The following is a 20,807-nucleotide window of genomic DNA, read 5'->3' as shown; positions in this document are numbered from 1 at the left end:
CGATCACCCATCCCGGTCGGTACCACCCGGTTTGCCCGGACTCGTCGCGGCGTACCGTGAATCCGGCGCCCATCGGTGTAATCGGTGACCACCGGCAACGGGGTGCCCTTCGGCCAGGTGGACTCAGGAGGAGCGCGAAGTGACCCGCATCGTGATCATGGGCGGCGGACCGGCGGGCTACGAGGCGGCATTGGTCGCTGCCTCCAACGGAGCGGACGTCACGCTCGTCGAGCCGGAAGGTCTGGGCGGGGCCTGCGTGCTCTACGACTGCGTTCCTTCGAAGACCTTCATCGCCTCCGCCGGGGCTCGATCCTCCTTCCGCGACGCCGAAGAGCTCGGCATCCGGCCCTCCTCCCACGAAGCCGACGTCGAGGTCGCCGTCGTGCACGGCCGGGTCAAGGGCCTGGCCCTTGCGCAGTCGGCCGACATCCGCTCCCGGGTGCGCCGCGAAGGCGTCAAGATCATCCCGGGCCGTGCCCGCTTCACCGACCCGACGCCGGGCATGGCCGTGCACCAGATCGGCGTGGACCGCGCCGACGGCACCTACGAAGAGCTCACCGCCGACGTCGTGCTGATCGCCACCGGCGCCACGCCCCGCATCCTCAAGGGCGCCGAGCCCGACGGTGAGCGGATCCTGACCTGGCGCCAGCTCTTCGACCTGCCCGAACTGCCCGAGCACCTGGCCGTCATCGGCTCCGGTGTCACCGGTGTGGAGTTCGCCTCCGCCTACACCGAGATGGGCGTCAAGGTCACCATGATCTCCAGCCGCGACCGCGTGCTGCCGCACGAGGACGCCGACGCCGCGGCCGTGCTCGAAGAGGTGTTCGCCGAGCGCGGCACCGAGGTCGTCAAGCACGCCCGCGCCGAGTCGGTGGAGCGCACCGAGAAGGGCGTGGTCATCCACCTCGCCGACGGCCGGAAGGTCGAGGCCAGCCACGCGCTGATGACGGTGGGCTCGGTGCCCAACACCAGCGACATCGGCCTGGAGAAGGTCGGCATCGAGCCCGGCCGGGGCGGCTACGTCGAGGTCGACCGCGTGTCGCGCACCGGCGCCCCGGGCATCTACGCCGCCGGTGACTGCACCGGTCTGCTGCTGCTGGCCTCCGTCGCAGGCATGCAGGGCCGCATCGCGATGTGGCACGCGCTGGGCGAGGGCGTCACGCCGATCAAGCTGAAGACGGTGGCGGCCAACGTCTTCACCCACCCCGAGATCGCCACGGTCGGCATCAGCCAGCAGGCCATCGACAGCGGCGAGGTCCCCGCGCGGACCGTGATGATGCCGCTGGCCACCAACCCCCGCGCCAAGATGGAAGGCCTGCGGCGCGGTTTCCTCAAGGTCTTCTGCCGCCCGCAGACCGGCGTGGTCGTGGGTGGCGTCGTCGTCTCGCCGAACGCCAGCGAGCTGATCCTGCCGATCGCGCTCGCGGTGCAGAACCAGGTGACGGTGGACAACCTGGCCAACACCTTCTCGGTGTACCCGTCGCTGTCGGGTTCGCTCACCGAGGCCGGCCGCCTGCTGATGCGCCACGACGACCTGGACTGACGGAAGGCCTCCCGTGGGGGAGGATGGCGTCGTGGCCGAACGTCCGGTGCTGATCTACGACGGCGACTGCGGGTTCTGCACCCGCAGCGTCCGCCTCGCCGTGCGCCTGCCGGTGCGCATGCGGGTCGAGCCCTGGCAGGAAGCCGATCTCCCGGCGCTGAACGTCACCGAAGCCCGCGCCGCGCACGAGGTCCTCTGGATCGACCGCTCCGGCCGGGTTTTCGGCGGCGCCGCAGCGGTGGCCGAGCTCCTCAGGTCCAGCCGCGCCCCCTGGCCCCTGCTGGGCGGGCTCATGTCGGCGCCGCTGCTGCGCACCCTCGCCGAGCGCCTCTACCGCTGGGTCGCCGACCACCGCCACCGCCTGCCCGGCGCCACGCCGGCCTGCCAGCTCCCGCCCGAACAACGCCCCCACCGCGACTGACCCCGCGCAAAAATCGCGCGACACGTCTCGTGGCCGCGGGCTAGTCTCGGCTCGTGCAGTGGCAGCTCTACCTCTGATCAAGACCGCCTGAAGCGGCCTCACCGCGCGCGGATCTCCGCGGCGCGGTCATCACTCGTTCCCGCCCGGCATCCGGGCGTCTTGATCAGGAGTTCCCACTCATGTCTCAGAACCTCCACCGCACCAGGCGGCGGGCGCACGTCCTGTTCGCGTCCATCCCCGCTCACGGTCACATCAATCCCGGCCTCGGACTGGTCGCCGAGCTCGTCGAGCGCGGCCACCGCGTCAGCTACGCGACCACCGACGAGTTCACCGCGCAGATCACCGACAGCGGCGCCGAACCGGTCCGATACGACTCCCTGCTGCCCGGCACCTCCGGCGCTCAGCGGTCGGAGTGGCCGGACGACGAGCTCACCGCGCAGCGCCTGTTCCTCGACGAGACCGACCTCGTGCTGCCGCAACTGGAGCGGGCGCTGGCCGACGATCGACCGGACGTGATCGTCTACGACGTGGCCGCGTTCGCAGGACTGGTGCTGGCCGAGAAGTGGCGGATCCCGCGCATCCAGCTATCACCGACGTACGTCTTCTCCCCGGGCATCGAGCAGGTGCTGGGGATGACGCAGGACACGGCGGGCAAGCGCGAGGTGCGGGCCCGCTACGACCGGTACTTCGCCGCGCAGGGCGTCGGCCTGGCCTTCCAGGACATCGCGGTGCCGCAGCGTGCCATCGTGACGATTCCGCGCGGGTTCCAGTACTTCGGCGACCAGGTCGAGGACTCGTTCGAGTTCGTCGGCCCGATGCTCTCGGAACGCGCGTTCCAGGGCGGCTGGAGCCCACCGGACGACCGCCCGGTCCTGGTCATCTCGCTGGGCTCGGCCTACAACGACCGCCGCGACTTCTACCGCAGGTGCCTGGAGGCGTTCGGCGGGATGGACCGGCACGTGGTGCTGTCGGTCGGTCGCGGCATCGATCCGGCGGAGCTGGGCGAGGCGCCGGAGAACTTCGAGATCCACCAGTGGATCCCGCAGCTCAAGGTGCTCTCGCACGCGGACGCTTTCCTCACCCACGCGGGCATGGGCGGGGTGATGGAGGGGCTGCACCAGGGCGTCCCGCTGATCGCGGCACCGCAGGCGGCAGAGCAGTTCGCCAACGCCGACCGCATCGAGCAGCTGTCCCTCGGCGTCCAGGTCGACTCCGGCACGGTGTCGCCTGACGAGCTGCGGGACGCGCTGTCGAAGGTCACGAAGGACCCGGACATCCGTGGGAACGTGGACCGGATGCAGCAGGAGATCAGGGAATCAGGCGGTCTCACCCGGGCCGCGGACCGGGTCGAGTCCCTGCTCGAAGGCTGAAGTGGCGTGGGGTGGTCCGCTGCTGCGCGGATCACCCCACCCACTACCCGCGTTCCGCGGGCGCAGCGATGAGTTCTTCGCGGTCGCTCGGTCTGCATGGGCGAACGGCCTCGCGTGGGGCCGACCGACATCGCGAGGAGCGTGCCGACGGTGAACCAGGAGAACGTGAGCGCTACCCGGACGATCGCCGCACCCGCCGAGGGGGTGTTCGCCGTGCTGGCGGACCCGACCACCCATCCCACGATCGACGGCACCGGTTGGGTCCAGGAACCCGTCGATCGGGCGAGGCTGGCGGAGGTGGGGCAGATCTTCCGGATGGACATGTACCACCCCGACGCCCAGAACGGGGACTACCAGGTGGCGAACGAGATTCACGTGATCGACCCGCCCCGCACCATCGGCTGGCGGACCGGTTACGACCCGAAGGGCGACGGCCGCCTCGAATTCGGCGGCTGGTCTTGGCGCTACGACCTCGTGCCGCTCGGCCCGTCCACGACCGCGGTCACCCTCACCTACGACTGGTCCGCCGTCCCGCAGTCCGTCCGGGACTGCCTCCACTTCCCGCCGTTCGGCCCGGACCACCTCGCCAACTCGTTGCGCCACCTGGCCGAGCTCGCACGCGAAACGGCGGCGTGACCCGCTCTCGCGATGCTTCGCGAGCTGCGGATCACGCCGCCGGAACGGCTCAGCAGCAGGTCGTCACTCGACCCAGTCGAAGGTCTTCGTGACCGCCTTCTGCCAGTTGCCGTACTGCTTCTCGCGGACCTCCTCCGTCATGGCGGGGTCCCACTGCTTGTCCTTGGCCCAGTTGCTGCGGATGTCGGCTTCGCTCTCCCAGAAGCCGACCGCCAGGCCTGCCGCGTAGGCGGCGCCGAGCGCGGTGGTCTCGTTGACCTTCGGCCGGATCACCGGAACGCCCAGGATGTCGGCCTGGAACTGCATCAGCAGCTCGTTGACGACCATGCCGCCGTCGACCTTCAGCGACTTCAGCGGGACACCGGAATCGGCGTTCATCGCCTCGATGACCTCGCGGGTCTGGAAGGCCGTGGCCTCCAGCACCGCTCGGGCGAGGTGACCGCGGTTGACGTACCGGGTGAGCCCGACGATCGCGCCGCGCGCGTCCGAGCGCCAGTGCGGCGCGAACAGACCGGAGAAGGCGGGCACGAAGTACGCGCCGCCGTTGTCGTCCACGCTGGACGCGACCTGCTCGATCTCCGGGGCGCTGCCGATCATGCCGAGGTTGTCCCGCAGCCACTGCACCAGCGAACCCGTGACCGCGATCGAGCCCTCCAGGCAGTAGATCGTGTCGTTGTCGCCGATCTTGTAGCCGACCGTGGTCAGCAGGCCGTTCTGGCTGACGACGCGCTCGGTCCCGGTGTTGAGCAGGACGAAGTTGCCGGTGCCGTAGGTGTTCTTGGCCTCACCGGGCGACAGGCACGCCTGCCCGAAGGTGGCGGCCTGCTGATCGCCGAGGATGCCGGCGATCGGGATCCCGGCGAACACACCGCGCTCGCGGAACTGCCCGTAGACCTCCGAGGAGGAGCGGATCTCCGGCAGCATCGACATCGGCACGCCGATCTCGGCGCAGATGTCCGGATCCCACTGCAGGGTCTCCAGGTCCATCAGCAGCGTGCGCGAGGCGTTGGTCGGGTCGGTGACGTGCAGTCCGCCGTCCGGACCACCTGTGCAGTTCCACAGCACCCAGGTGTCCATGTTGCCGAACAGCAGCTCGCCCTTCTCGGCGCGCTCCCGGATGCCCTCGACGTTGTCCAGCAGCCACTTCACCTTCGGACCGGAGAAGTAGGTCGCCAGCGGCAGGCCCGTCTTCGCCTGGAAGCGGTTCTGCCCCTCCTTCGCGCCCAGTTCGCTGACGATCTCGTCGGTGCGGGTGTCCTGCCAGACGATGGCGTTGTAGACCGGCTTGCCGGTGGCCTTCTCCCAGACCACCGTGGTCTCGCGCTGGTTGGTGATGCCGCACGCGGCGATGTCGGAGGAGACCAGGTCGGCCTTGGCGAGCGCGCCCGCGCACACCTGGCGGACGTTGTTCCAGATCTCGAGCGGGTCGTGCTCGACCCAGCCGGCCTTGGGGAACAGCTGGCGGTGCTCCTTCTGGTTGACCGCGACCACGCTGCCGGCGTGGTCGAAGATCATGCACCGCGTGGACGTGGTCCCCTGGTCAATGGCGGCGATGTACGAGGCCATTGTTCAAACCTTCCTTGTCCGGTCAGCTGCTGATGGGCAGAGCGAGGGCCAGCAGCGCCGCCAGCGCGCCACCGATGATCGGTCCGGCGATCGGGACCCACGAGTATCCCCACTCGGCCGAACCCTTGCCGCGGATGGGCAGGATCGCGTACGCGATGCGCGGACCCAGGTCGCGCGCCGGGTTGATGGCGTACCCGGTCGGTCCGCCGAGCGAGGCGCCGATGCCGATCACGATGAAGGCGACCGCGGCGTAGCCGAGCGCGGCGTTGCCGAAGTCCGGAACTCCCGGGGAATCACCCGCGCTGGCCGGCGGGTTGGTGATGATCCAGAACACCAGCACGAAGGTGCCGATGATCTCGGTGATCAGGTTCCACGGAGCGTTCGGGACCGTCGGTCCGGTGGCGAAGATCCCCCGGGTGTTGGCGGGGTCCTCCGTCGTGTCGAACTGTGACTTGTAGGCCGCCCAGCACAGGACCGCACCCAGCGCGGCGCCGATGATCTGCGCGATGATGTAGACCGGGACCTGCGACCACGGGGTGTCCCCGTAGATCGCTAGTCCGATGGTGACCGCGGGGTTGATGTGGGCCCCGGCAGGTTCGGCGATGCTGGCGCCGGCGAAAACCGCGAAGCCCCAGCCGAAGTTCACCAGCAGCCAGCCGCCGCCGACTCCGAGGCTCTTGCTCAGCGTCACGTTCGCGACGACGCCGCAGCCCATGAGCGTCAGTATCGCCGTCCCGAGCAGCTCCCAGAGGAATACCTCGCCAAGACTGGTCATTCTCCCGTTCCCCTCGTGATGCCGCCGTTGGCACAGGCGGGTGTTCGGTGTCTGTCCGACATGGAGCGAGTCGGGACGGTACTGCCGCATGGCAACACGTGTCCATGTGTGCCGCCAGTCGTGCGCAGCACGTTCGTCCGTACCGCCTAGTCCCGGAACTCGCCCGGTGGTAGCGCGGAATCACGAAGATCCCCGGTGCCGGGCTCCCGGTGCGGGGACACCGACGTCCGGCACGCCTGGATCGAGTGATCGCCCCGGCTACCGGACGACACTTTAATCACAAACTCCGTGTGAAAAGAAGCGTTGCGGACTGGTCGAGATGGTGTTTTTATCGAGTTGTACGGTGAGCGTGCGGTAGCGGAGGCGATCCGGCCGCAGTCAGCGCCACTCGGAGCGAGGAGCCGCCATGTCCGGCCGACGACCGTCCGGCAAGCAGCAGGACCGGCGCCGCAAGATCACCGAACTGGTGATGGCGGAGGGCACCCTGCGCATCGACGACCTGGTCGCGACCATCGGCGCCAGCGCCATGACCGTGTACCGGGATCTCGCCGACCTGGAATCGCAGGGCCTGGTGCACCGCAACAGGGGCAACGTCTCGGCCGCATCGTCGCTGCTCTACGAAGCGGCTTCGGAATACCGGCTGCAGCAGAACCAGTCCGAGAAGGAGGAGCTGGCCCGCGCCGCCGCCGAGCTCATCGAGCCCGGGCAGGCGCTGCTGCTCGACGACTCCACGACCGGCGTGCACCTGGCCCGGCTGCTGCCCGAACGCGCCCCGCTGACGGTGGTCACCAACCACCGGGGCGTCTTCGACGAGCTCGCCGCCGCTCCCGGGATCAGCTTGATCTGCGTCGGCGGCGACTACCTGCCGTGGGCGGACGCGTTCGTCGGTGGCATGGCGCTGGACTCGCTGCGCAACCTGCGCGTCGACCTGGCGATCATGTCGGTGTCGGCGGTGACCGACGGCATCGGCTGCTACCCGCAGCAGGAGATGGTGCAGATCAAGAAGGCGATGCTGGCCGCAGCTCAGCGCACAGTGCTCTACGTTGACCACACGAAGTTCCACCGGCGCGCGCTGCACGCGGTCGCGCCCGTCGAGGACTTCGACATCGTCATCGTGGATTCGAGAACACCCGGCCACCAGATCGAAGTGCTGCGCGAGCGAGGAGCGCTCGTCGAACAGGCGACGGCAGCGGGACGCGCTGCGCCAGGCACGGACAGTGCTGGTCGGGCATGATGACCACCGTGGTGCGCCACCTGCGCGCAGGTCCGGTTCCGCGTCGGCGGTGGGTTTAACGGTGGGACGCGATCAAAGCGAGGAGGACGCGGTGTCCAAGTCCAAGGACAAGACCGAGACCGGAAACCGGCTGAAGGGCTCGTTGGGACCCACCGAGCGGGCCGAGAACTGGAAGCGGCTCGAACACGAGGAGTTCGACGTCGTGGTGATCGGCGGCGGCGTCACCGGCGCCGGCGCGGCGCTGGACGCGGCCACCCGGGGACTCCGGGTCGCGCTGGTGGAGGCCCGCGACCTGGCGGCCGGGACCTCCAGCCGTTCCAGCAAGCTGTTCCACGGTGGCCTCCGCTACCTGGAGCAGCTGGAGTTCTCCCTGGTGCGCGAGGCGCTGCGGGAACGCGAGCTGATGCTGACCAGGCTCGCTCCGCACCTGGTCAAGCCCGTCCCGTTCCTGTACCCGCTGACCCGCCGCTTCTGGGAGCGCCCCTACACGGCGGCCGGTCTGCTCATGTACGACACGATGGGCGGCGCCCGCTCGGTGCCGGGGCAGAAGCACCTCAGCCGCGCCGGTGCGCTGCGGATGGTCCCCGCGCTCAAGCGCAGCGCGATGATCGGCGGCATCCGCTACTACGACGCGCAGGCCGACGACGCCCGGCACACCATGACCGTCGCCCGCACGGCCGCGCGCTACGGCGCCGTGGTCATGACCTCCACGCAGGTCACCGGTTTCCTGCGGGAGGCCGACCGGATCGCGGGCGTCAAGGTGCGCGACGTGGAGACCGCCGAGGAGGTCGAGGTCCGCGCCCACGCGGTGATCAACGCGACCGGTGTGTGGACCGACGAGCTGCAGAAGCTCTCCGGAGGTCGCGGGCGGTTCCGCGTCCGCGCCAGCAAGGGCGTGCACATCGTCGTCCCGCGCGACCGGATCGTCGCCGAGACCGGCATGATCCTGCGCACCGAGAAGTCCGTGCTGTTCGTCATCCCGTGGGGCAACCACTGGATCATCGGCACCACCGACACCGACTGGCACCTCGACCTCGCGCACCCGTCGGCGACCAAGGCCGACATCGACTACCTGCTCGAGCACGTCAACTCGGTGCTGGCCACCCCGTTGACGCACGACGACATCGAGGGCGTCTACGCCGGTCTTCGGCCGCTGCTGGCGGGTGAGAGCGAGGAGAGCTCCAAGCTCTCCCGCGAACACGCGGTCGCGCGGGTGGCCCCCGGCCTGGTGGCCATCGCCGGTGGCAAGTACACGACCTACCGGGTCATGGCCGCCGACGCGGTCGACGCCGTCTCGCCCGACGTCCCCGGCCGGATGGCCTCGTCGATCACCGACCAGGTTCCGCTGATCGGTGCCGACGGCTACCACGCGCTGGTCAACCAGGCCGATCAGCTGGCCGGTGCGCACGGCCTGCACCCGTACCGGATCCGGCACCTGCTGGACCGCTACGGCTCGGAGATCCACGAGGTGCTCGCGGCGGGCGACGAGCGACCCGACCTGCTCAAGCCGGTCCCGGCCGCGCCGAACTACCTGCAGGCCGAGATCGTCTACGCGTGCAGCCACGAAGGCGCCATGCACCTGGAGGACGTGCTCACCCGGCGCACCCGCATCTCCATCGAGTACCCGCACCGGGGCGTGGACTGCGCCGACGCCGTGGCGCGGCTGATGGCGGTCGAGCTCGGCTGGGACGAGGAGACCATCACCCGCGAGGTCGCCGTCTACACCCAGCGGGTCGAAGCCGAACGCGACTCGCAGACCGAACCCAGCGACCAAGCCGCCGACGCCAAGCGCTCGGCGGCCCCGGAAGCCAGGATCAGCCTCCTGGAACCGGTGGTCTGACGAACGCCGTGACGACGATGGCCCCGTCCTCGGACGGGGCCATCGTCATGAGCACCACGCCGACCGACGAGCCCCGCACACTTCCAGACACCCGCCGAGGTGCGCCTCCGGAACCGGGATTCGAATTTCGCGCGAAATTGGAACGCGAACTTCGGCGCTCGAATTTCGCGCGAAATTGGAATGGTGCTGCGGGGGCGAGGTCCTCGCCGTGCTGGGGCGGTGGCGATGGTGAGCGCTACGGGCGGGGTGAGCCGGTCACCTCGTCGAGGAGTTCTTCCACGTGGCCCGCCAGGCGGCGGTTGTCCGCCGGGGCGATCGTGCTCCAGGCCTCCCCGGAAGGCGACGTGGTGCGCAGCTGCGCGTAGCGGCCCAGGGCGGAGTCGAAGAACCCGACGACGCGTTCGGCCCTCTCGCGCCTGCCGTAGCGGATTCGCGCGGCCGCGCCGAACTGCCCCTGCGCCACGGCTCCGGCCACCATCTCGCCCAGGACCTCGGCGTCGTCGGGACGAACACCGCGCCGCTGCAGCGCGGAGGCGAGCTGCTCGGTCTTGTCACCCACCTCGTGGGCGGCGGCGTCGAGGACGTCGCTGGGCACCGACACCGATCGGCCCGGGCCGGCGGGCAGTTCCGGCAGCGGTGAGATCGCCGCGCGCGGGAGTCCGGCGGCCGAAACGGCGGAGAAGCTCAGGTGATCGCCGTCCTTGACCACGAGAACGGCGCGCTCGCCGTCCTTCTCGGCGGCGGCCAGCACTCGAACGCTGCGCTGCAACCAGCTCCGCCCGTCGACCTCGCGGCCGGGTTCGGCGACGAGCCGCAGCATCCGCTCCAGGTCGGCGTCGAGCTCACCGCCGCTGATCAGGCCGCGGTTCGACATCGCGCGCCACGCCGAGGCGACCAGCTTCGCGCGCTCGGCGTGGGTGCGTCCCGGCGACGGGACCTTGAGGACCAGCGGCACGCCGTCGAGCTCCAGGTGCTCGGTGAGGACGTCGAACTCCAACGCCGAGAGGCCGATCGACCTCTCGGCACGTGCGGTGGTGTTCATCGACCGGGCTCGCCGCCGATCACCGGGCGCGAACCCGTCTGCTGCTCGCCGAAGAACCCGCCGTCACCCAGCTTCTCGGTGACCTCGCGCTCGACGGCCTCGTCGCGGCCGCCCTTGGCGCGCTTGCCCGACGCCCGCCCGGCGGCGGAACCGGCGGGGCGGCCCGAACGGCGACCGTCCTGCTTGGCGCCGGGCGCGGTGGTGCCCGCACCGGTCCGGCCGGTCGGCGCACCGGTGCTCGGCGCGGCGACCGTGGGACCCCAGCTGATCGTCACCTGCGGTGATCCGCCCGGCGCCCTGGACCCGCCCGAGGCGGGCGCGTCCACGACGACCTGCGGCGGCGGGGCGAACGAGGCCAGCGACGTCGTGTTGGCCTGCGTCGACGCCTCGTAGGTGCGCATCACGTCGAACGCGCGCTGCTCAGCGGCGTGCTGCCGGGCCTCCTGGACCTCGTAGTCGGTCTGCCCGCCGAACAGGTGCGTGAGCGCGGTCGCCGCGGTTCCCGGGTCTTCGCTGGTCACCTGCACCGGCGGTGGCATGTCCCTGCGGGCCTTGCTGATGAACTCCGCCTGCTGCTCGGCGCGCTCGCGCATGACCGTGCTCGCCTGCTGCGCCAGCACCGCCCACTCGCCGAGCGGGCGCAGCCCGGCGTTGGCGTTGTCGGCCGCGGAGCCCTGCCAGCCGCTCTTCGCGGCGGCGACCGCGGCGGCCAGACCGCCGTCGATCTCGCCCAGCGCGCGGGTCAGCTCGCTCCAGCGGCGCACGCTGTCGGTCGAGCCGTGCGCACCCGGACCCTCGTTGATCTGCGCGTACAGCTCGGCGTGCTGGTAGCCCTGCCATCGGTGGTCACCCATCGCGGATCAGCAACCCCCGCCCAGACCGGCCGCGCTGTCGTGGTCGATCTGCTCGTACTCGCGGCCGGCCTGCTGCAGCGACTCGGCGGCGGCCTGCAGCTGGTCGCGGTAACCGCACAGCGCGGTCAACGCGTCCTCACCACCGCCCACCGATCGCTCGTTGAACAGCTCGGCCGCGTCCGTGCTGACCGGGTCACCGGCCCACGGACGGATGCGGAGCTCGGTGATGGCGTGCTCGATCTGCAGCCCGACGGCGTCCAGGGACTCCTGCAGCGAGTTGACCAGACGCGGGATCGCGGTGGGCTCGACCTGCATCGAACCACCGGAACCCGCGCCGTACGGCTCGGTTAACGGCACGTCGCCCCCTCCCACAGGTGAAACGTCCGCCGGACACTGTATCCGCGATCTGTAACGCTGTGGAGTCCTCCACACGCGGGGAGTGGTGCCGGATCAGGGAGTCGACTCGGACGGCAGCTGCGTCGGGGTCTCCGAGCTGGAGGTTCCCGAGGCGGGCGGGTGGGCGAGCGTGCGCACCGCCTCTTCGGCGACCCGCTGAGCACCGGAGCACAGCTGGTCCACCGGCGGCGGTGGCTGCCCGCCGTCGTCGCGGTAGAGGACGTCGAGGTGCTGCCCCTCGGCCACGTCGACCGCCACGTTGCACGACAGGTCGAGCCCCGGGGTCTTGATCACCAGCGCGGGGAAGCCCTGCACGAGGATCGGCGTGGCCTCGACCTGCGCGGTGTCGTCGGTCCACACCCGCATGCTCTCGGTGGTGATCAGCGCCAGGCGGGCGCCGACCTTGGCCGTGGTGTTGCGGTAGCTGCAGGTGGCGGCGTTGCCGAAGCCGGCGTCGGAGTCCGGCTGCGGTTCGCGGTCGAAGCCGAGCTGGTTGCGCTGGTCGGCGGTGAGCAGCTCGCACGGGTCGACGCCGTCCAGGCCGAGGTCGAACGGCCTCGGCGGCAGCGACGGCGGTGCGCTGGTGACCGGTGCCGGTGGTGGCGGTGGGGGCGGTGCGGTGCCTGCCGTGGGGGCCGACTGCCAGATACCGCAACCGGTGAGGGTGAGCGCGCCGAGGCCGAGCAACGCGTTGAGACGTCGCACCCCGGTGAACCGCGAGCTGTGCATGGACCTCACCGTAACGAAACGTGCTCGCAGGTGACGGTAGGTCGTCACCTGCGTCGCCACATGAACCAGATGATCGCCACGGTCGGCAACAGCAGCATCAGCCCGATCGGCCTCGCGACCACCACGAGCGCGAGCAGCAGCGCCACCGCGCCGACCGCCAGTGCGATGTTGCCCACCGAAGGGGCGGGGCGTGTCGTGGCGGGTGCCAGCTCGCCGAACGGGCGGGGCCCGGGCAGGTCGTCGAAGAGCCCGTCGAGCTCCGAGCCGAACCGCGCTCCCGCCGCGAGCTTGCTGCGCTCGTCGTACTCGGCGAGCTCCAGGCGCCCGGCGGAGAAGTGCTCGCCGAGCAGCCGGATGGCCCGCTCGCGCTCGGGGTCACCGATGCGCAGGTCTTTTCCCCGCCGGCCGCTGTCCACGCGGCCCATCCTACGGATGCGCCATCACCCGAACGAAGTGCCGAGGCGGGTTTTCCCGGTCCGGTGCGTGCGATCACGCACCGGACCGGTCCGCTCAGGCCGTGGCCGGTTCCCGGTCACCGATCAGCGGGGGCGTGCTGGGGGCGTCCAGCACCTCGTCGTCGAGGACGTTCTCGCTGCGGGCCACGATCACCGGAACGGCGATCTGGCCGGCGACGTTGGTGGCGGTGCGCATCATGTCCATGATCGGGTCGACCGCGTAGGCGATGGCGATGCCGGTGGCCACGACCTCGGGCGGGAAGCCCAGCGCGCCGACGGTCAGCGTCAGCATCGTGAACCAGCCGGTCACGCCCGCGGTGGCGATCGAGCCGAACACCGCGACCGCGATGATCGTCAGGTACTGCACCCAGCCCAGCTGGATGCCGAAGAGGTTGGCGATGAACAGCGAACCGATCGCCGGGTAGATCGCCGCGCAGCCGTCCATCTTGGTGGTGCTGGCCAGCGGGACCGCGAAGCTCGCGTAGGAGGGCGGAACGCCCAGGTTCTCCGCGGCCTGGCGGGTCATCGGCAGGCTCGCACCGGAGGACCGGGAGGCGAAGGCGAACTGCAGGACCGTCCACGACTTGGCGAAGAAGCGGGCCGGGCTGACCTTGGCCACCAGAGCCAGCAGCAGCGGGTACACGGCGAACAGCACCAGCAGGCAGGCCACGTAGGTGGAGCCGATGAGCTTGACCAGGGGCAGGAAGAACTCGTTGCCGTAGGTGGCCACGGCGTTGCCGATCAGGCCGAGGGTGCCCAGCGGGGCTAGCCGGATGATCCAGCCCAGCACGCGCTGGATGACCTCGAAGGCCGCCTTGTTGAAGTTCACGAACGGCGCGGCCTTGTCACCGAGGCTGTAGGTGGCCGCGCCGATGATCAGCGACACGAACACGACCTGCAGGGTCTCGCCCTCGGCGAAGGCGCTGATCAGGTTGTCCGGCACCAGGCCGTTGAGCAGGTCCAGCCAGGAGCCCTGCGTCTTCTCGCCGATCGCCTGCAGCTTCTCCGGGTCGGGCTCGATGACCAGGCCGCGGCCGGGCTGGAACAGGCGGCCGATCACCAGGCCGATCACCACGGCGATCAACGAGGTGATGGCGAACCACAGCGCGGTCTTGCCGCCCAGGCGGGCCGCGGTCCGGCCGCCGCCGAGAGAGCGGAGGCTGTTGATGCCCACCACGATCGCCGTGAAGATCAGCGGCAGGACGGTGAAGCTGAGCAGCTTGGTGAACGTGCTGCCGATGGTGTCCAGCGCGGTGATCAGCCACTGGGCGTCGGTCTGCTTGGCGATCCAGCCGAGCAGGGCGCCGAGCACCAGGGAGGCGAGCACTGCGACGGCGAACAACTTGGGGTTGAAGCGCAGGCGTGACCGCCCGGCGGTGTCGGACACAGGGATCTCCTGAAGTCGTGAGGGGTTGATGCGCAAGAGGGCGCGGTTCAGCGCCGGAGCGCGGCGGAGCGCCGCGCGGGGGAGCGGCCGAGCGAGGGCTTCAGCTCAGGCCGGAGGAGATCAACGACAGACGCAGCTGGCCTGCCGTCGAAGATCGACGTGCAGGCGCGAGGTCAACAGCCACGGTCGCAGGACAGACATAGCGACCTCAATTAACCACCCGATCGAGCGATTAAGTCCCGAAGGTGGGCGAAATGTGCCCACGTTCACCCCGATGGCGGCACCGGGTACCCCGATCACCGCCGTGGTCGGGACCCCGATTACCGCCGCAATCGGGCGTCCGAATACGGCCGCGATCCGGAAGCACCCTGAATACCGCCGTAATCGGGGGTCTGATTACCGCCGTATTCGGGTTACCCCGGGCATGAGGCGACCGGGGATCGGAGGCCGGGACCAGGTGGGCCTGGGATCACCGGGATCTGTGGGGTTCGGGTCCCGGCTGGGGCAGGTGATCAAGCGGGGGTGGTCCAGAGGTGGGTGATGGTGAGGCCGAGGTCGGCGAGGAGCTTGCGGGTGAGGGGGAGGCTGATGCCGAGGACGCTGGAGGGGTCTCCGTCGACGCCCTCGATGAACCAGCCGCCGAAGCCCTCCAAGGTGAAACCGCCCGCGACGTTGAGGGGTTCGCCGGTGGCGATGTAGGCGTTGATCTCGTCCTCGGTGGGGGTCCCGAAGTGCACCGTCGTGCCCAGGTGGCCGGAGGTGCGGTCGGTGATCTTCCCGTCGCGCACCCGGATGATCGCGTGCCCGGTCAGGAGCTCGGCGCTGCTGCCGGAGTGCTGGGCCCAGCGCTTGGCGGCGACCTCCGGCGTGCCCGGCTTGCCGACGATCTCGCCGTCGGCCAGCAGCAGCATCGAGTCGCACCCGACGATCACCGCGTCGGGCTCCGCGCACTCGGCGGCGACCGCCTCGGCCTTGGCCTGCGCCAGCGCGGTGACCAGCTCGGCAGGAGCCGGATCGGTCAGCGACGCGGCCACCGCGTCCTCGTCGACGCCCGAGACCTGCACGAGCGGTTCGATCCCAGCGGAGCGGAGCACGGAGAGGCGGGCGGGCGAGGCGGAAGCAAGCACGAAGCGCACGCGACCGATGTTAGTGCGTGCTCCCACGCCGGCGGACGTGGTGGGAAGCGGAGCCGCATAGGCTGAGCGGGTGAGTGCTGAAGTTCTGCTCGATGGAGACCGGCTGCGCCGACGGTTGGTCGACGGAGGACCGTATTCCGCGCTGGACGTGGTGGCCGTGACCGGCTCCACCAACTCGGACCTGGCCGCCGACGCGGCTCGCGGTGCCGCCGACCGGACGGTGCTGATCGCCGAGGAGCAGAACGCCGGGCGCGGGCGGTTGCAGCGGCAGTGGATCTCGCCGCGCGGCGCCGGGCTGTTCGTGAGCGTGCTGCTGCGTCCCGGGGTTCCGCCGTCGGCGGTGGGGTGGATGCCGCTGATCGCCGGTGTCGCCCTCGCCGAGACCGTCGAGCGGACCACCGGTGTTCCCGCCGGCCTGAAGTGGCCCAACGACCTCCTTCTCGGCTCGGGTGAGGACTGGCGCAAGGGTGCCGGGATCCTCTCCGAGGCGGTCGCCGGACCGGACGGGATCGCGCTGGTCCTGGGCATGGGGGTCAACGTCCGCCAGCAGCGCGACGAGCTGCCCACCGGCGCGGGCGGCATGCCCGCCACCTCGCTGGCCGCCGAGGGCGCCGACGTGGACCGCGAGGACTTCGCGGCGGACCTGCTCGGTGCGCTCGCCGAGGTCGAGGGCCTGTGGCGCGACGCCGGTGGCGACGTGGTGTCCACCGGGCTGCTCGCCCGCTACCGCGACCGGTGCCGGACCCTCGGGCAGCGCGTGCGGGTCGAGCTGGGGGACGGCGACCTGCACGGGGAGGCCGTCGACGTCGACGACACCGGCAGGCTCGTGGTGCGCACCGAGACCGGTCGGACCACGGCCGTCGCCGCGGGTGACGTGGTGCACGTCCGGCGGAGCTGAGAGCGTTCTCCACGCCCGGGCGCGGCCGGTAACGTGATTCGCAGACCGGCTTCAGGGCTGAGGAAGGGGAACCGTGGCCTACCCAGACGGCCTGCTCCACGACGACGAGAACGTCGTCGTGCACAAGCATCCGCACTGGAAGATGCTGCTCGGCCCGGTGCTCGTGCTGTTCGTGGTGGTCGGTGGCGCCTCCTACCTGGCGGCGCTGGTGGCGACCACCCCGTGGCGGCTGCCGGTGTGGATCGCGCTCGGCGTGGTGGGCCTGGTGCTGATCGTCTGGTTCACGCTCGCCCCGCTGGCCCGCTGGCGGACCACGCACTTCGTGATCACCACGCACCGGCTGATGGTCCGCGAGGGCGTGTTCACCAGGTCCGGGATCGACATCCCGATGTGGCGGATCAACTCGGTGCGCTTCCGGCGCGGTCTGGTGGACCGCGTCTTCGGCTGCGGCACGCTGGTGGTCGAGTCGGCGTCGGACGAGCCGCTGGAATTCGATGACATCCCGCAGGTCGAGCAGGTGCAGACGGTGCTCTACCGCGAGGTTGGCGATGGTGCTGAACATCGGGCGCAGGAGGGCTGAGATGGGACCACGTGAGCTGGGCTTGCCGATGCGGGTCGCCTCACCGGAGCCGGCGGAACTGCCCGCCGAGGTGACGATCTGGGAGGTCGGCGCGCGCGACGGCCTGCAGAACGAGAGGGAAACCGTCCCGCTCGACGTGAAGCTGGAGTTCCTGCGGCGGATGGCCGACGCCGGTCTGGCCGTCCTGGAGGCGACCAGCTTCGTGCACCCGAAGTGGGTCCCGCAGCTGGCCGACGCCGCCGAGCTGATCGACGGGCTCGACCAGGCGCCCGGTGTGCGGTACCCGGTGCTGGTGCCCAACGAGCGCGGTCTGGATCGCGCGCTTGACGCGAAGGTCCGCGACATCGCGATCTTCGCCGCCGCGTCCGAGACGTTCGCGCAGCGCAACCTCAACAGCGGGCTCGACGAGCAGTTCGCCATGTTCGAGCCGGTGGTGGGGCGTGCGGTCGGCGAGGGGATCGCCGTGCGCGGCTACCTGTCGATGTGCTTCGGCGACCCGTGGGAAGGCCCGGTCCCGGTCGAGCAGGTCGTGGCGACGGGCAAGCGGCTGCTGGAGATGGGCTGCCACCAGCTCTCGCTCGGCGACACCATCGGCGTCGCCACGCCGGGCCACGTGGAGGCCCTGCTCCGCGCGTTCGTCGCGGCCGGGGTCGGGGTGGACAGGATCGCCGTGCACTTCCACGACACCTACGGCCAGGCGCTGGCCAACACCGCCACCGCGCTGCGCCACGGAGTGTCCACTGTGGACTCCTCGGCTGGTGGCCTCGGCGGCTGCCCCTACGCCAAGTCCGCGACCGGCAACCTCGCCACCGAGGACCTGATCTGGATGCTCGACGGCCTCGACATCCAGCACGGGGTCGACCTCGGCAAGCTCGTCGACACCAGCGTCTGGATGGCCGAGCAGCTGGGCCGTCCGAGCCCCTCCCGGGTGGTCAAGGCACTGAGCTCGTGACCGCGCCGAGCCCGGTCCTGCACGCCGTGCAGGACCGGCCGGTGCTGGTCTGGCGCTGCACCCGCACGTGGCTGGCGATCTCCTCCGCGCCCCGCGGCGGCGGCATCGGCCTGCGCGACTGGGTGTTCAACGCGACCGTCGTGACCGACTACGACCACCCCGACCCGTCGGCGCACGCCGGTGAGATGGCGGCCGGACTCGGCCTGACCGGCGAGGGAATCGGCCTGCTCACCGCGGTCGACGTGCGGCACGAGGTGACCGCGACCGACGGCGGCGTCCGCGCCAGCGTGACCACCGGTGCCCACGCGCCCGTCTGGGCCGCCGCCCCTGCCGCCGAGCGGGCCTGGGCGCCGGGCACGATCAACGCGGTCTGCTGGTCACCGGTGCGGCTGAGCGAAGCCGCGCTGGTGAACGCGGTCGCGACCGTCGCGGAGGCCAAAACCCAAGCCCTGCTGGAATCCGGAGTCGCGGGAACCGGAACGGTCACCGACGCCACGGCGATCCTCTGCCCGGCCGACGGCGACCCCGAGCCCTACGGCGGCCCCCGCTCCCGCGTCGGAGCGGCCCTGGCCCGCGCGGTCCACGCAGCGGTCACGGCCGGGCTGCGCGTCGAGAACGCGCGCCACGAATCGTCCTGAGGTCAGTCCTGCTCGCGGGTCCCGAACATCCCGACGAAGCTGAAGCGCAGCACCCGGTCATCGCCGCGATCGGCCGTGCCGGTGATCTCCACCAGACCCAGGTTCGGCTTGCTGCGCGAACGGCGCTGGCCGGTGACCTCCATGCCGAACCGGAGCACGTCACCCGGGAACACCGGGGCCAGCCAGGTCAGCTCGTTGCCGCCGGGCGAACCCTGCGAGGTCGAATCGGCCAGCACGTGATCGACGTAGGCGCGCATCCACAGCGACGCGGTGAACCAGCCCGAAGCGCACAAGCCGCCCAGCACCGAGTTGCGGCCCGCCTCCTCGTCGAGGTGGAACGGCTGCGGGTCGAAGCGGGCGTTGAACTCCAGCATCTCCTCGCGGTCGATCTCGGTCTTGCCCAGATCGAACGTCCGCCCCGGCGTCAGGTCCTCGTACGCGATGGTGGCCATGACGTCATCTTCGCAGCTACCAGGCGCGGACGGCGTTGAGAGGGTCCTCACAAGCAGCCCCCGCGACCGGCGATTTCGGTGGCGATCAGCGCCGGAGGTGGTGAAAAGCGCCCTCGTGCGTGGAACCATCGAACCGTCCGCGCGTCCCACCACGAGGGGCGCCGACGCACGCGGCAGGGGAGGGCAGCGGCAGTGCCGACCGACCACAGATCTCAAGTGGAAGAGCTGATGGCCGACTACCGGCGAAGCCGGGAGCGGCTGGCCGACACCCGGCGCGACCTCGCTGCCGTCACCGCCGCCGCGAGCAGCGATGACGGCCGGGTGCGGGTCGTCGTCGGTCCGCAAGGCGCGCTGCGCGAACTGGAGATCGCCGACGACACGACGCAGCGGATGCGTCCGGTCGAGCTCGCGGCCACGATCGTCCGGCTCAGCACCGACGCCGCTCGCGCCGCCGCCGCTCGCGCCGCGTCCGTGCTCGCCGACGTGCTGCCCGCCGGAACCGACCCGGAATTGCTGCTTGGACCACCCCCGGAACCGGTGTCGCGCAACGATTCGCGGCGGATCGACGATGATGCCGACGACGAGGACTTCTCGGACGCCAGCTGGTTGCAGCAGGGCCCGACGGGACGGACGTGACCATGGGCGGTTTCCGCACCGACACCGAGCGGTTGGCGCAACGGGCAGGTGAGTTCGAGGACCTGGCCGGTCAGGCCCAACGCATCGCCGACACCGTGCGGCAGGCAGTGGAGTCCGCGGGCGCCTGCTGGGGCGACGACGAGTTCGGCGAGCGCTTCGCCGCAGCCCACGCACCCCGCGCCGAAGCCGCCCTGGCCGCCGCGGGCGAGTTGTCCGGCGAACTGCGCGCCCTCGGCCAGAAGTTCGCCGACACCGCCCGGACCACGCGCCGAACCGACGCCGACAACGCCGACGAACTCCGCCGGCTCACCGGAGAGGGGTGAACGGCGTGGGCATCGAACTCCCGCCGGAACTCCGCGACGTCGCCGCCCGAGCCGGAGCCCGCTGGCCGGCCGCCGACGAAGACCTCATGCGCGACTCCGCCACCGCCTGGCGCGAAGCCGCGACGTCCCTCGACGCGCTCACCCGCAACGCCGACACCGTCGCGCAAGGCGCCCTGAACTCCTTCGAGGGCGAAGCAGCCCAGGCCGCGGGCCGGGAGTGGAACGGCTTCATCGCCGACGACGGGCCGCTGCCCGCCACCGCGAAGCAGTGCCGGGCCAACGCTGATCGACTCGACCACGCGGCCGAGCAGATCGGCACCGCCAAGGTCGAGCTCGTGCGCGAACTCGTCTCGCTGGCCAAGCAGACCGACGCCGCCGAACAAGCCGCCGCGACCGGAAATCCGCAGGCCCTGGCCGGTCTCGACGCGGCGCTCAGCGGCGCGGCCGCCAACGTCGCCCGCGTCCACGAGACGCTGTCCACCGCGCTCGACCCCGGCGTCCCGGCAGCCGCGGAACAGGCCTCCGGTGCTCTGGCGGAGGTCGGCGCGGCAGCAGGCCATACGCTGGAACCGGAATCCGCAGTGGACGGTGCGGAACCCGGTGATGTCGGTGCTGTGATCGAAGAAGCGGAACGTGGCGTGGCGGAAACAGTCGGTGGTGCCCATGACACCGTCCGCGAAGCGGTTCCGGAAGGTGGGTTCGGCGCTCCCGCCGCTCCGCCCGCGCCGGGCTGGCAGCCCGGGATGGCGGAAGCCGGAACCGGACCGATCCCGGTGATCGGCTCCGGCGGTCACGCCGGTTGGCGTCCCGACGAGGCGCCCAACACCGCACCCCAGGCCTCGCACGCGGCCTGGGCATCTCCGCCCGTCCAGCAGCCGCAGGCACCGGCACCGGGTTTCAACCCGCCCCAGCCCCCGCCGCCGCAGCAGCAGGGCGGTTACGCC

24 protein-coding genes are annotated in these 20,807 nt (G+C 70.8%); 13 read left to right on the top strand and 11 right to left on the bottom strand.

Annotation, left to right across the window (positions count from 1 at the left end; genetic code table 11):
- Positions 1-139 precede the first annotated feature (139 nt).
- The 4 genes from E1181_RS16545 (at position 140) to E1181_RS16530 (ending at position 3,970) form a co-directional block, all read left to right on the top strand.
- Positions 140-1,543 carry an NAD(P)H-quinone dehydrogenase gene (locus E1181_RS16545; RefSeq protein ID WP_132675767.1) on the top strand — a complete coding sequence of 468 codons (1,404 nt, stop codon included), beginning with the start codon at positions 140-142 and terminating at the stop codon, positions 1,541-1,543.
- Between the two features lie 31 nt (positions 1,544-1,574).
- The gene (locus tag E1181_RS16540) at positions 1,575-1,964 is read left to right on the top strand and encodes a thiol-disulfide oxidoreductase DCC family protein (protein WP_132675766.1); all 390 of its coding nucleotides are present in this window, start codon (positions 1,575-1,577) and stop codon (positions 1,962-1,964) included.
- Between the two features lie 179 nt (positions 1,965-2,143).
- Positions 2,144-3,334 carry a macrolide family glycosyltransferase gene (locus E1181_RS16535; RefSeq protein WP_132675765.1) on the top strand — a complete coding sequence of 397 codons (1,191 nt, stop codon included), beginning with the start codon at positions 2,144-2,146 and terminating at the stop codon, positions 3,332-3,334.
- Between the two features lie 150 nt (positions 3,335-3,484).
- Complete coding sequence (locus tag E1181_RS16530; RefSeq protein ID WP_235876818.1) at positions 3,485-3,970, top strand: SRPBCC family protein; 486 nt, start codon at positions 3,485-3,487, stop codon at positions 3,968-3,970.
- A gap of 63 nt (positions 3,971-4,033) precedes the next feature.
- Here the strand turns inward: E1181_RS16530 and glpK are convergent, their stop codons facing one another.
- Together glpK and E1181_RS16520 are read right to left on the bottom strand one after the other, a co-directional pair.
- Positions 4,034-5,536, bottom strand: a complete 1,503-nt coding sequence (glpK, locus tag E1181_RS16525) for a glycerol kinase GlpK (protein WP_132675763.1) — start codon at positions 5,534-5,536, stop codon at positions 4,034-4,036.
- Positions 5,537-5,558: 22 nt separating this feature from the next.
- Positions 5,559-6,311, bottom strand: coding sequence for an MIP/aquaporin family protein (locus E1181_RS16520; RefSeq protein ID WP_132675762.1), 753 nt, complete (start codon positions 6,309-6,311; stop codon positions 5,559-5,561).
- A 406-nt stretch (positions 6,312-6,717) separates the two neighbouring features.
- Between E1181_RS16520 and E1181_RS16515 the strand changes: the two genes are divergently transcribed.
- Both E1181_RS16515 and glpD read left to right on the top strand, forming a co-directional pair.
- Positions 6,718-7,545: a DeoR/GlpR family DNA-binding transcription regulator gene (locus tag E1181_RS16515; protein ID WP_132622590.1), complete on the top strand. Its 828-nt coding sequence runs from the start codon at positions 6,718-6,720 to the stop codon at positions 7,543-7,545.
- Between the two features lie 91 nt (positions 7,546-7,636).
- Complete coding sequence (gene glpD, locus E1181_RS16510; RefSeq protein WP_132675761.1) at positions 7,637-9,385, top strand: glycerol-3-phosphate dehydrogenase; 1,749 nt, start codon at positions 7,637-7,639, stop codon at positions 9,383-9,385.
- Between the two features lie 235 nt (positions 9,386-9,620).
- Here glpD and E1181_RS16505 read toward each other — a convergent pair whose 3' ends face one another.
- The 8 genes from E1181_RS16505 to E1181_RS16475 all read right to left on the bottom strand — a co-directional run bounded on the left by E1181_RS16505 (position 9,621) and on the right by E1181_RS16475 (position 15,384).
- The gene (locus tag E1181_RS16505) at positions 9,621-10,427 is read right to left on the bottom strand and encodes an ESX secretion-associated protein EspG (protein WP_132675760.1); all 807 of its coding nucleotides are present in this window, start codon (positions 10,425-10,427) and stop codon (positions 9,621-9,623) included.
- Positions 10,424-11,281 carry a PPE domain-containing protein gene (locus E1181_RS16500; protein ID WP_132675759.1) on the bottom strand — a complete coding sequence of 286 codons (858 nt, stop codon included), beginning with the start codon at positions 11,279-11,281 and terminating at the stop codon, positions 10,424-10,426. The genes E1181_RS16505 and E1181_RS16500 overlap by 4 nt, the downstream gene beginning before the upstream one ends.
- Before the next feature lie 6 nt (positions 11,282-11,287).
- Positions 11,288-11,638, bottom strand: coding sequence for a hypothetical protein (locus E1181_RS16495; RefSeq protein ID WP_165939759.1), 351 nt, complete (start codon positions 11,636-11,638; stop codon positions 11,288-11,290).
- A 93-nt stretch (positions 11,639-11,731) separates the two neighbouring features.
- Entirely contained in the window at positions 11,732-12,406 is a 675-nt protein-coding gene (locus E1181_RS16490; RefSeq protein ID WP_132675758.1) for a DUF3558 domain-containing protein, read from the bottom strand.
- A gap of 44 nt (positions 12,407-12,450) precedes the next feature.
- Positions 12,451-12,822: a DUF1707 SHOCT-like domain-containing protein gene (locus E1181_RS16485; RefSeq protein ID WP_235876817.1), complete on the bottom strand. Its 372-nt coding sequence runs from the start codon at positions 12,820-12,822 to the stop codon at positions 12,451-12,453.
- A gap of 94 nt (positions 12,823-12,916) precedes the next feature.
- Entirely contained in the window at positions 12,917-14,248 is a 1,332-nt protein-coding gene (locus E1181_RS16480; RefSeq protein ID WP_207922179.1) for a dicarboxylate/amino acid:cation symporter, read from the bottom strand.
- A 120-nt stretch (positions 14,249-14,368) separates the two neighbouring features.
- A complete protein-coding gene (locus E1181_RS32920) occupies positions 14,369-14,449 on the bottom strand; it encodes a putative leader peptide (RefSeq protein ID WP_363872896.1) in 81 nt (26 codons plus the stop codon).
- Between the two features lie 311 nt (positions 14,450-14,760).
- Complete coding sequence (locus E1181_RS16475; RefSeq protein WP_132675756.1) at positions 14,761-15,384, bottom strand: Maf family protein; 624 nt, start codon at positions 15,382-15,384, stop codon at positions 14,761-14,763.
- Between the two features lie 70 nt (positions 15,385-15,454).
- Here E1181_RS16475 and E1181_RS16470 point away from each other — a divergent pair, with 70 nt between their 5' ends.
- The 4 genes from E1181_RS16470 to E1181_RS16455 all read left to right on the top strand — a co-directional run bounded on the left by E1181_RS16470 (position 15,455) and on the right by E1181_RS16455 (position 18,452).
- Entirely contained in the window at positions 15,455-16,282 is an 828-nt protein-coding gene (locus E1181_RS16470; protein ID WP_132675755.1) for a biotin--[acetyl-CoA-carboxylase] ligase, read from the top strand.
- A gap of 73 nt (positions 16,283-16,355) precedes the next feature.
- Positions 16,356-16,862, top strand: a complete 507-nt coding sequence (locus E1181_RS16465) for a PH domain-containing protein (protein ID WP_132675754.1) — start codon at positions 16,356-16,358, stop codon at positions 16,860-16,862.
- Position 16,863: 1 nt separating this feature from the next.
- Complete coding sequence (locus tag E1181_RS16460; RefSeq protein WP_132675753.1) at positions 16,864-17,814, top strand: hydroxymethylglutaryl-CoA lyase; 951 nt, start codon at positions 16,864-16,866, stop codon at positions 17,812-17,814.
- The gene (locus tag E1181_RS16455) at positions 17,811-18,452 is read left to right on the top strand and encodes an adenosylcobinamide amidohydrolase (RefSeq protein ID WP_132675752.1); all 642 of its coding nucleotides are present in this window, start codon (positions 17,811-17,813) and stop codon (positions 18,450-18,452) included. Before E1181_RS16460 ends, E1181_RS16455 begins: the two co-directional genes overlap by 4 nt.
- A 2-nt stretch (positions 18,453-18,454) precedes the next feature.
- Here the strand turns inward: E1181_RS16455 and E1181_RS16450 are convergent, their stop codons facing one another.
- The gene (locus E1181_RS16450) at positions 18,455-18,904 is read right to left on the bottom strand and encodes a MaoC family dehydratase (protein WP_132675751.1); all 450 of its coding nucleotides are present in this window, start codon (positions 18,902-18,904) and stop codon (positions 18,455-18,457) included.
- 192 nt (positions 18,905-19,096) lie between these two features.
- On the opposite strand from E1181_RS16450, the gene E1181_RS16445 reads away from it, so the two are divergent.
- The 3 genes from E1181_RS16445 to E1181_RS16435 all read left to right on the top strand — a co-directional run.
- Positions 19,097-19,540 (top strand): YbaB/EbfC family nucleoid-associated protein, encoded by a 444-nt coding sequence (locus tag E1181_RS16445; RefSeq protein ID WP_132675750.1) that lies wholly within the window; start codon positions 19,097-19,099, stop codon positions 19,538-19,540.
- 2 nt (positions 19,541-19,542) lie between these two features.
- Entirely contained in the window at positions 19,543-19,863 is a 321-nt protein-coding gene (locus E1181_RS16440) for a hypothetical protein (protein ID WP_132675749.1), read from the top strand.
- Between the two features lie 5 nt (positions 19,864-19,868).
- A partial coding sequence (locus E1181_RS16435) for a WXG100-like domain-containing protein (protein ID WP_456238798.1) occupies positions 19,869-20,807 on the top strand: 939 nt, incomplete at its 3' end.

Source organism: Saccharopolyspora terrae (assembly GCF_004348435.1).
GTDB classification, from domain to species: domain Bacteria; phylum Actinomycetota; class Actinomycetes; order Mycobacteriales; family Pseudonocardiaceae; genus Saccharopolyspora; species Saccharopolyspora endophytica.
The sequence above is the reverse complement of the archived record's forward strand: the minus strand, read 5'-3'. Positions and strand labels throughout refer to the sequence as shown.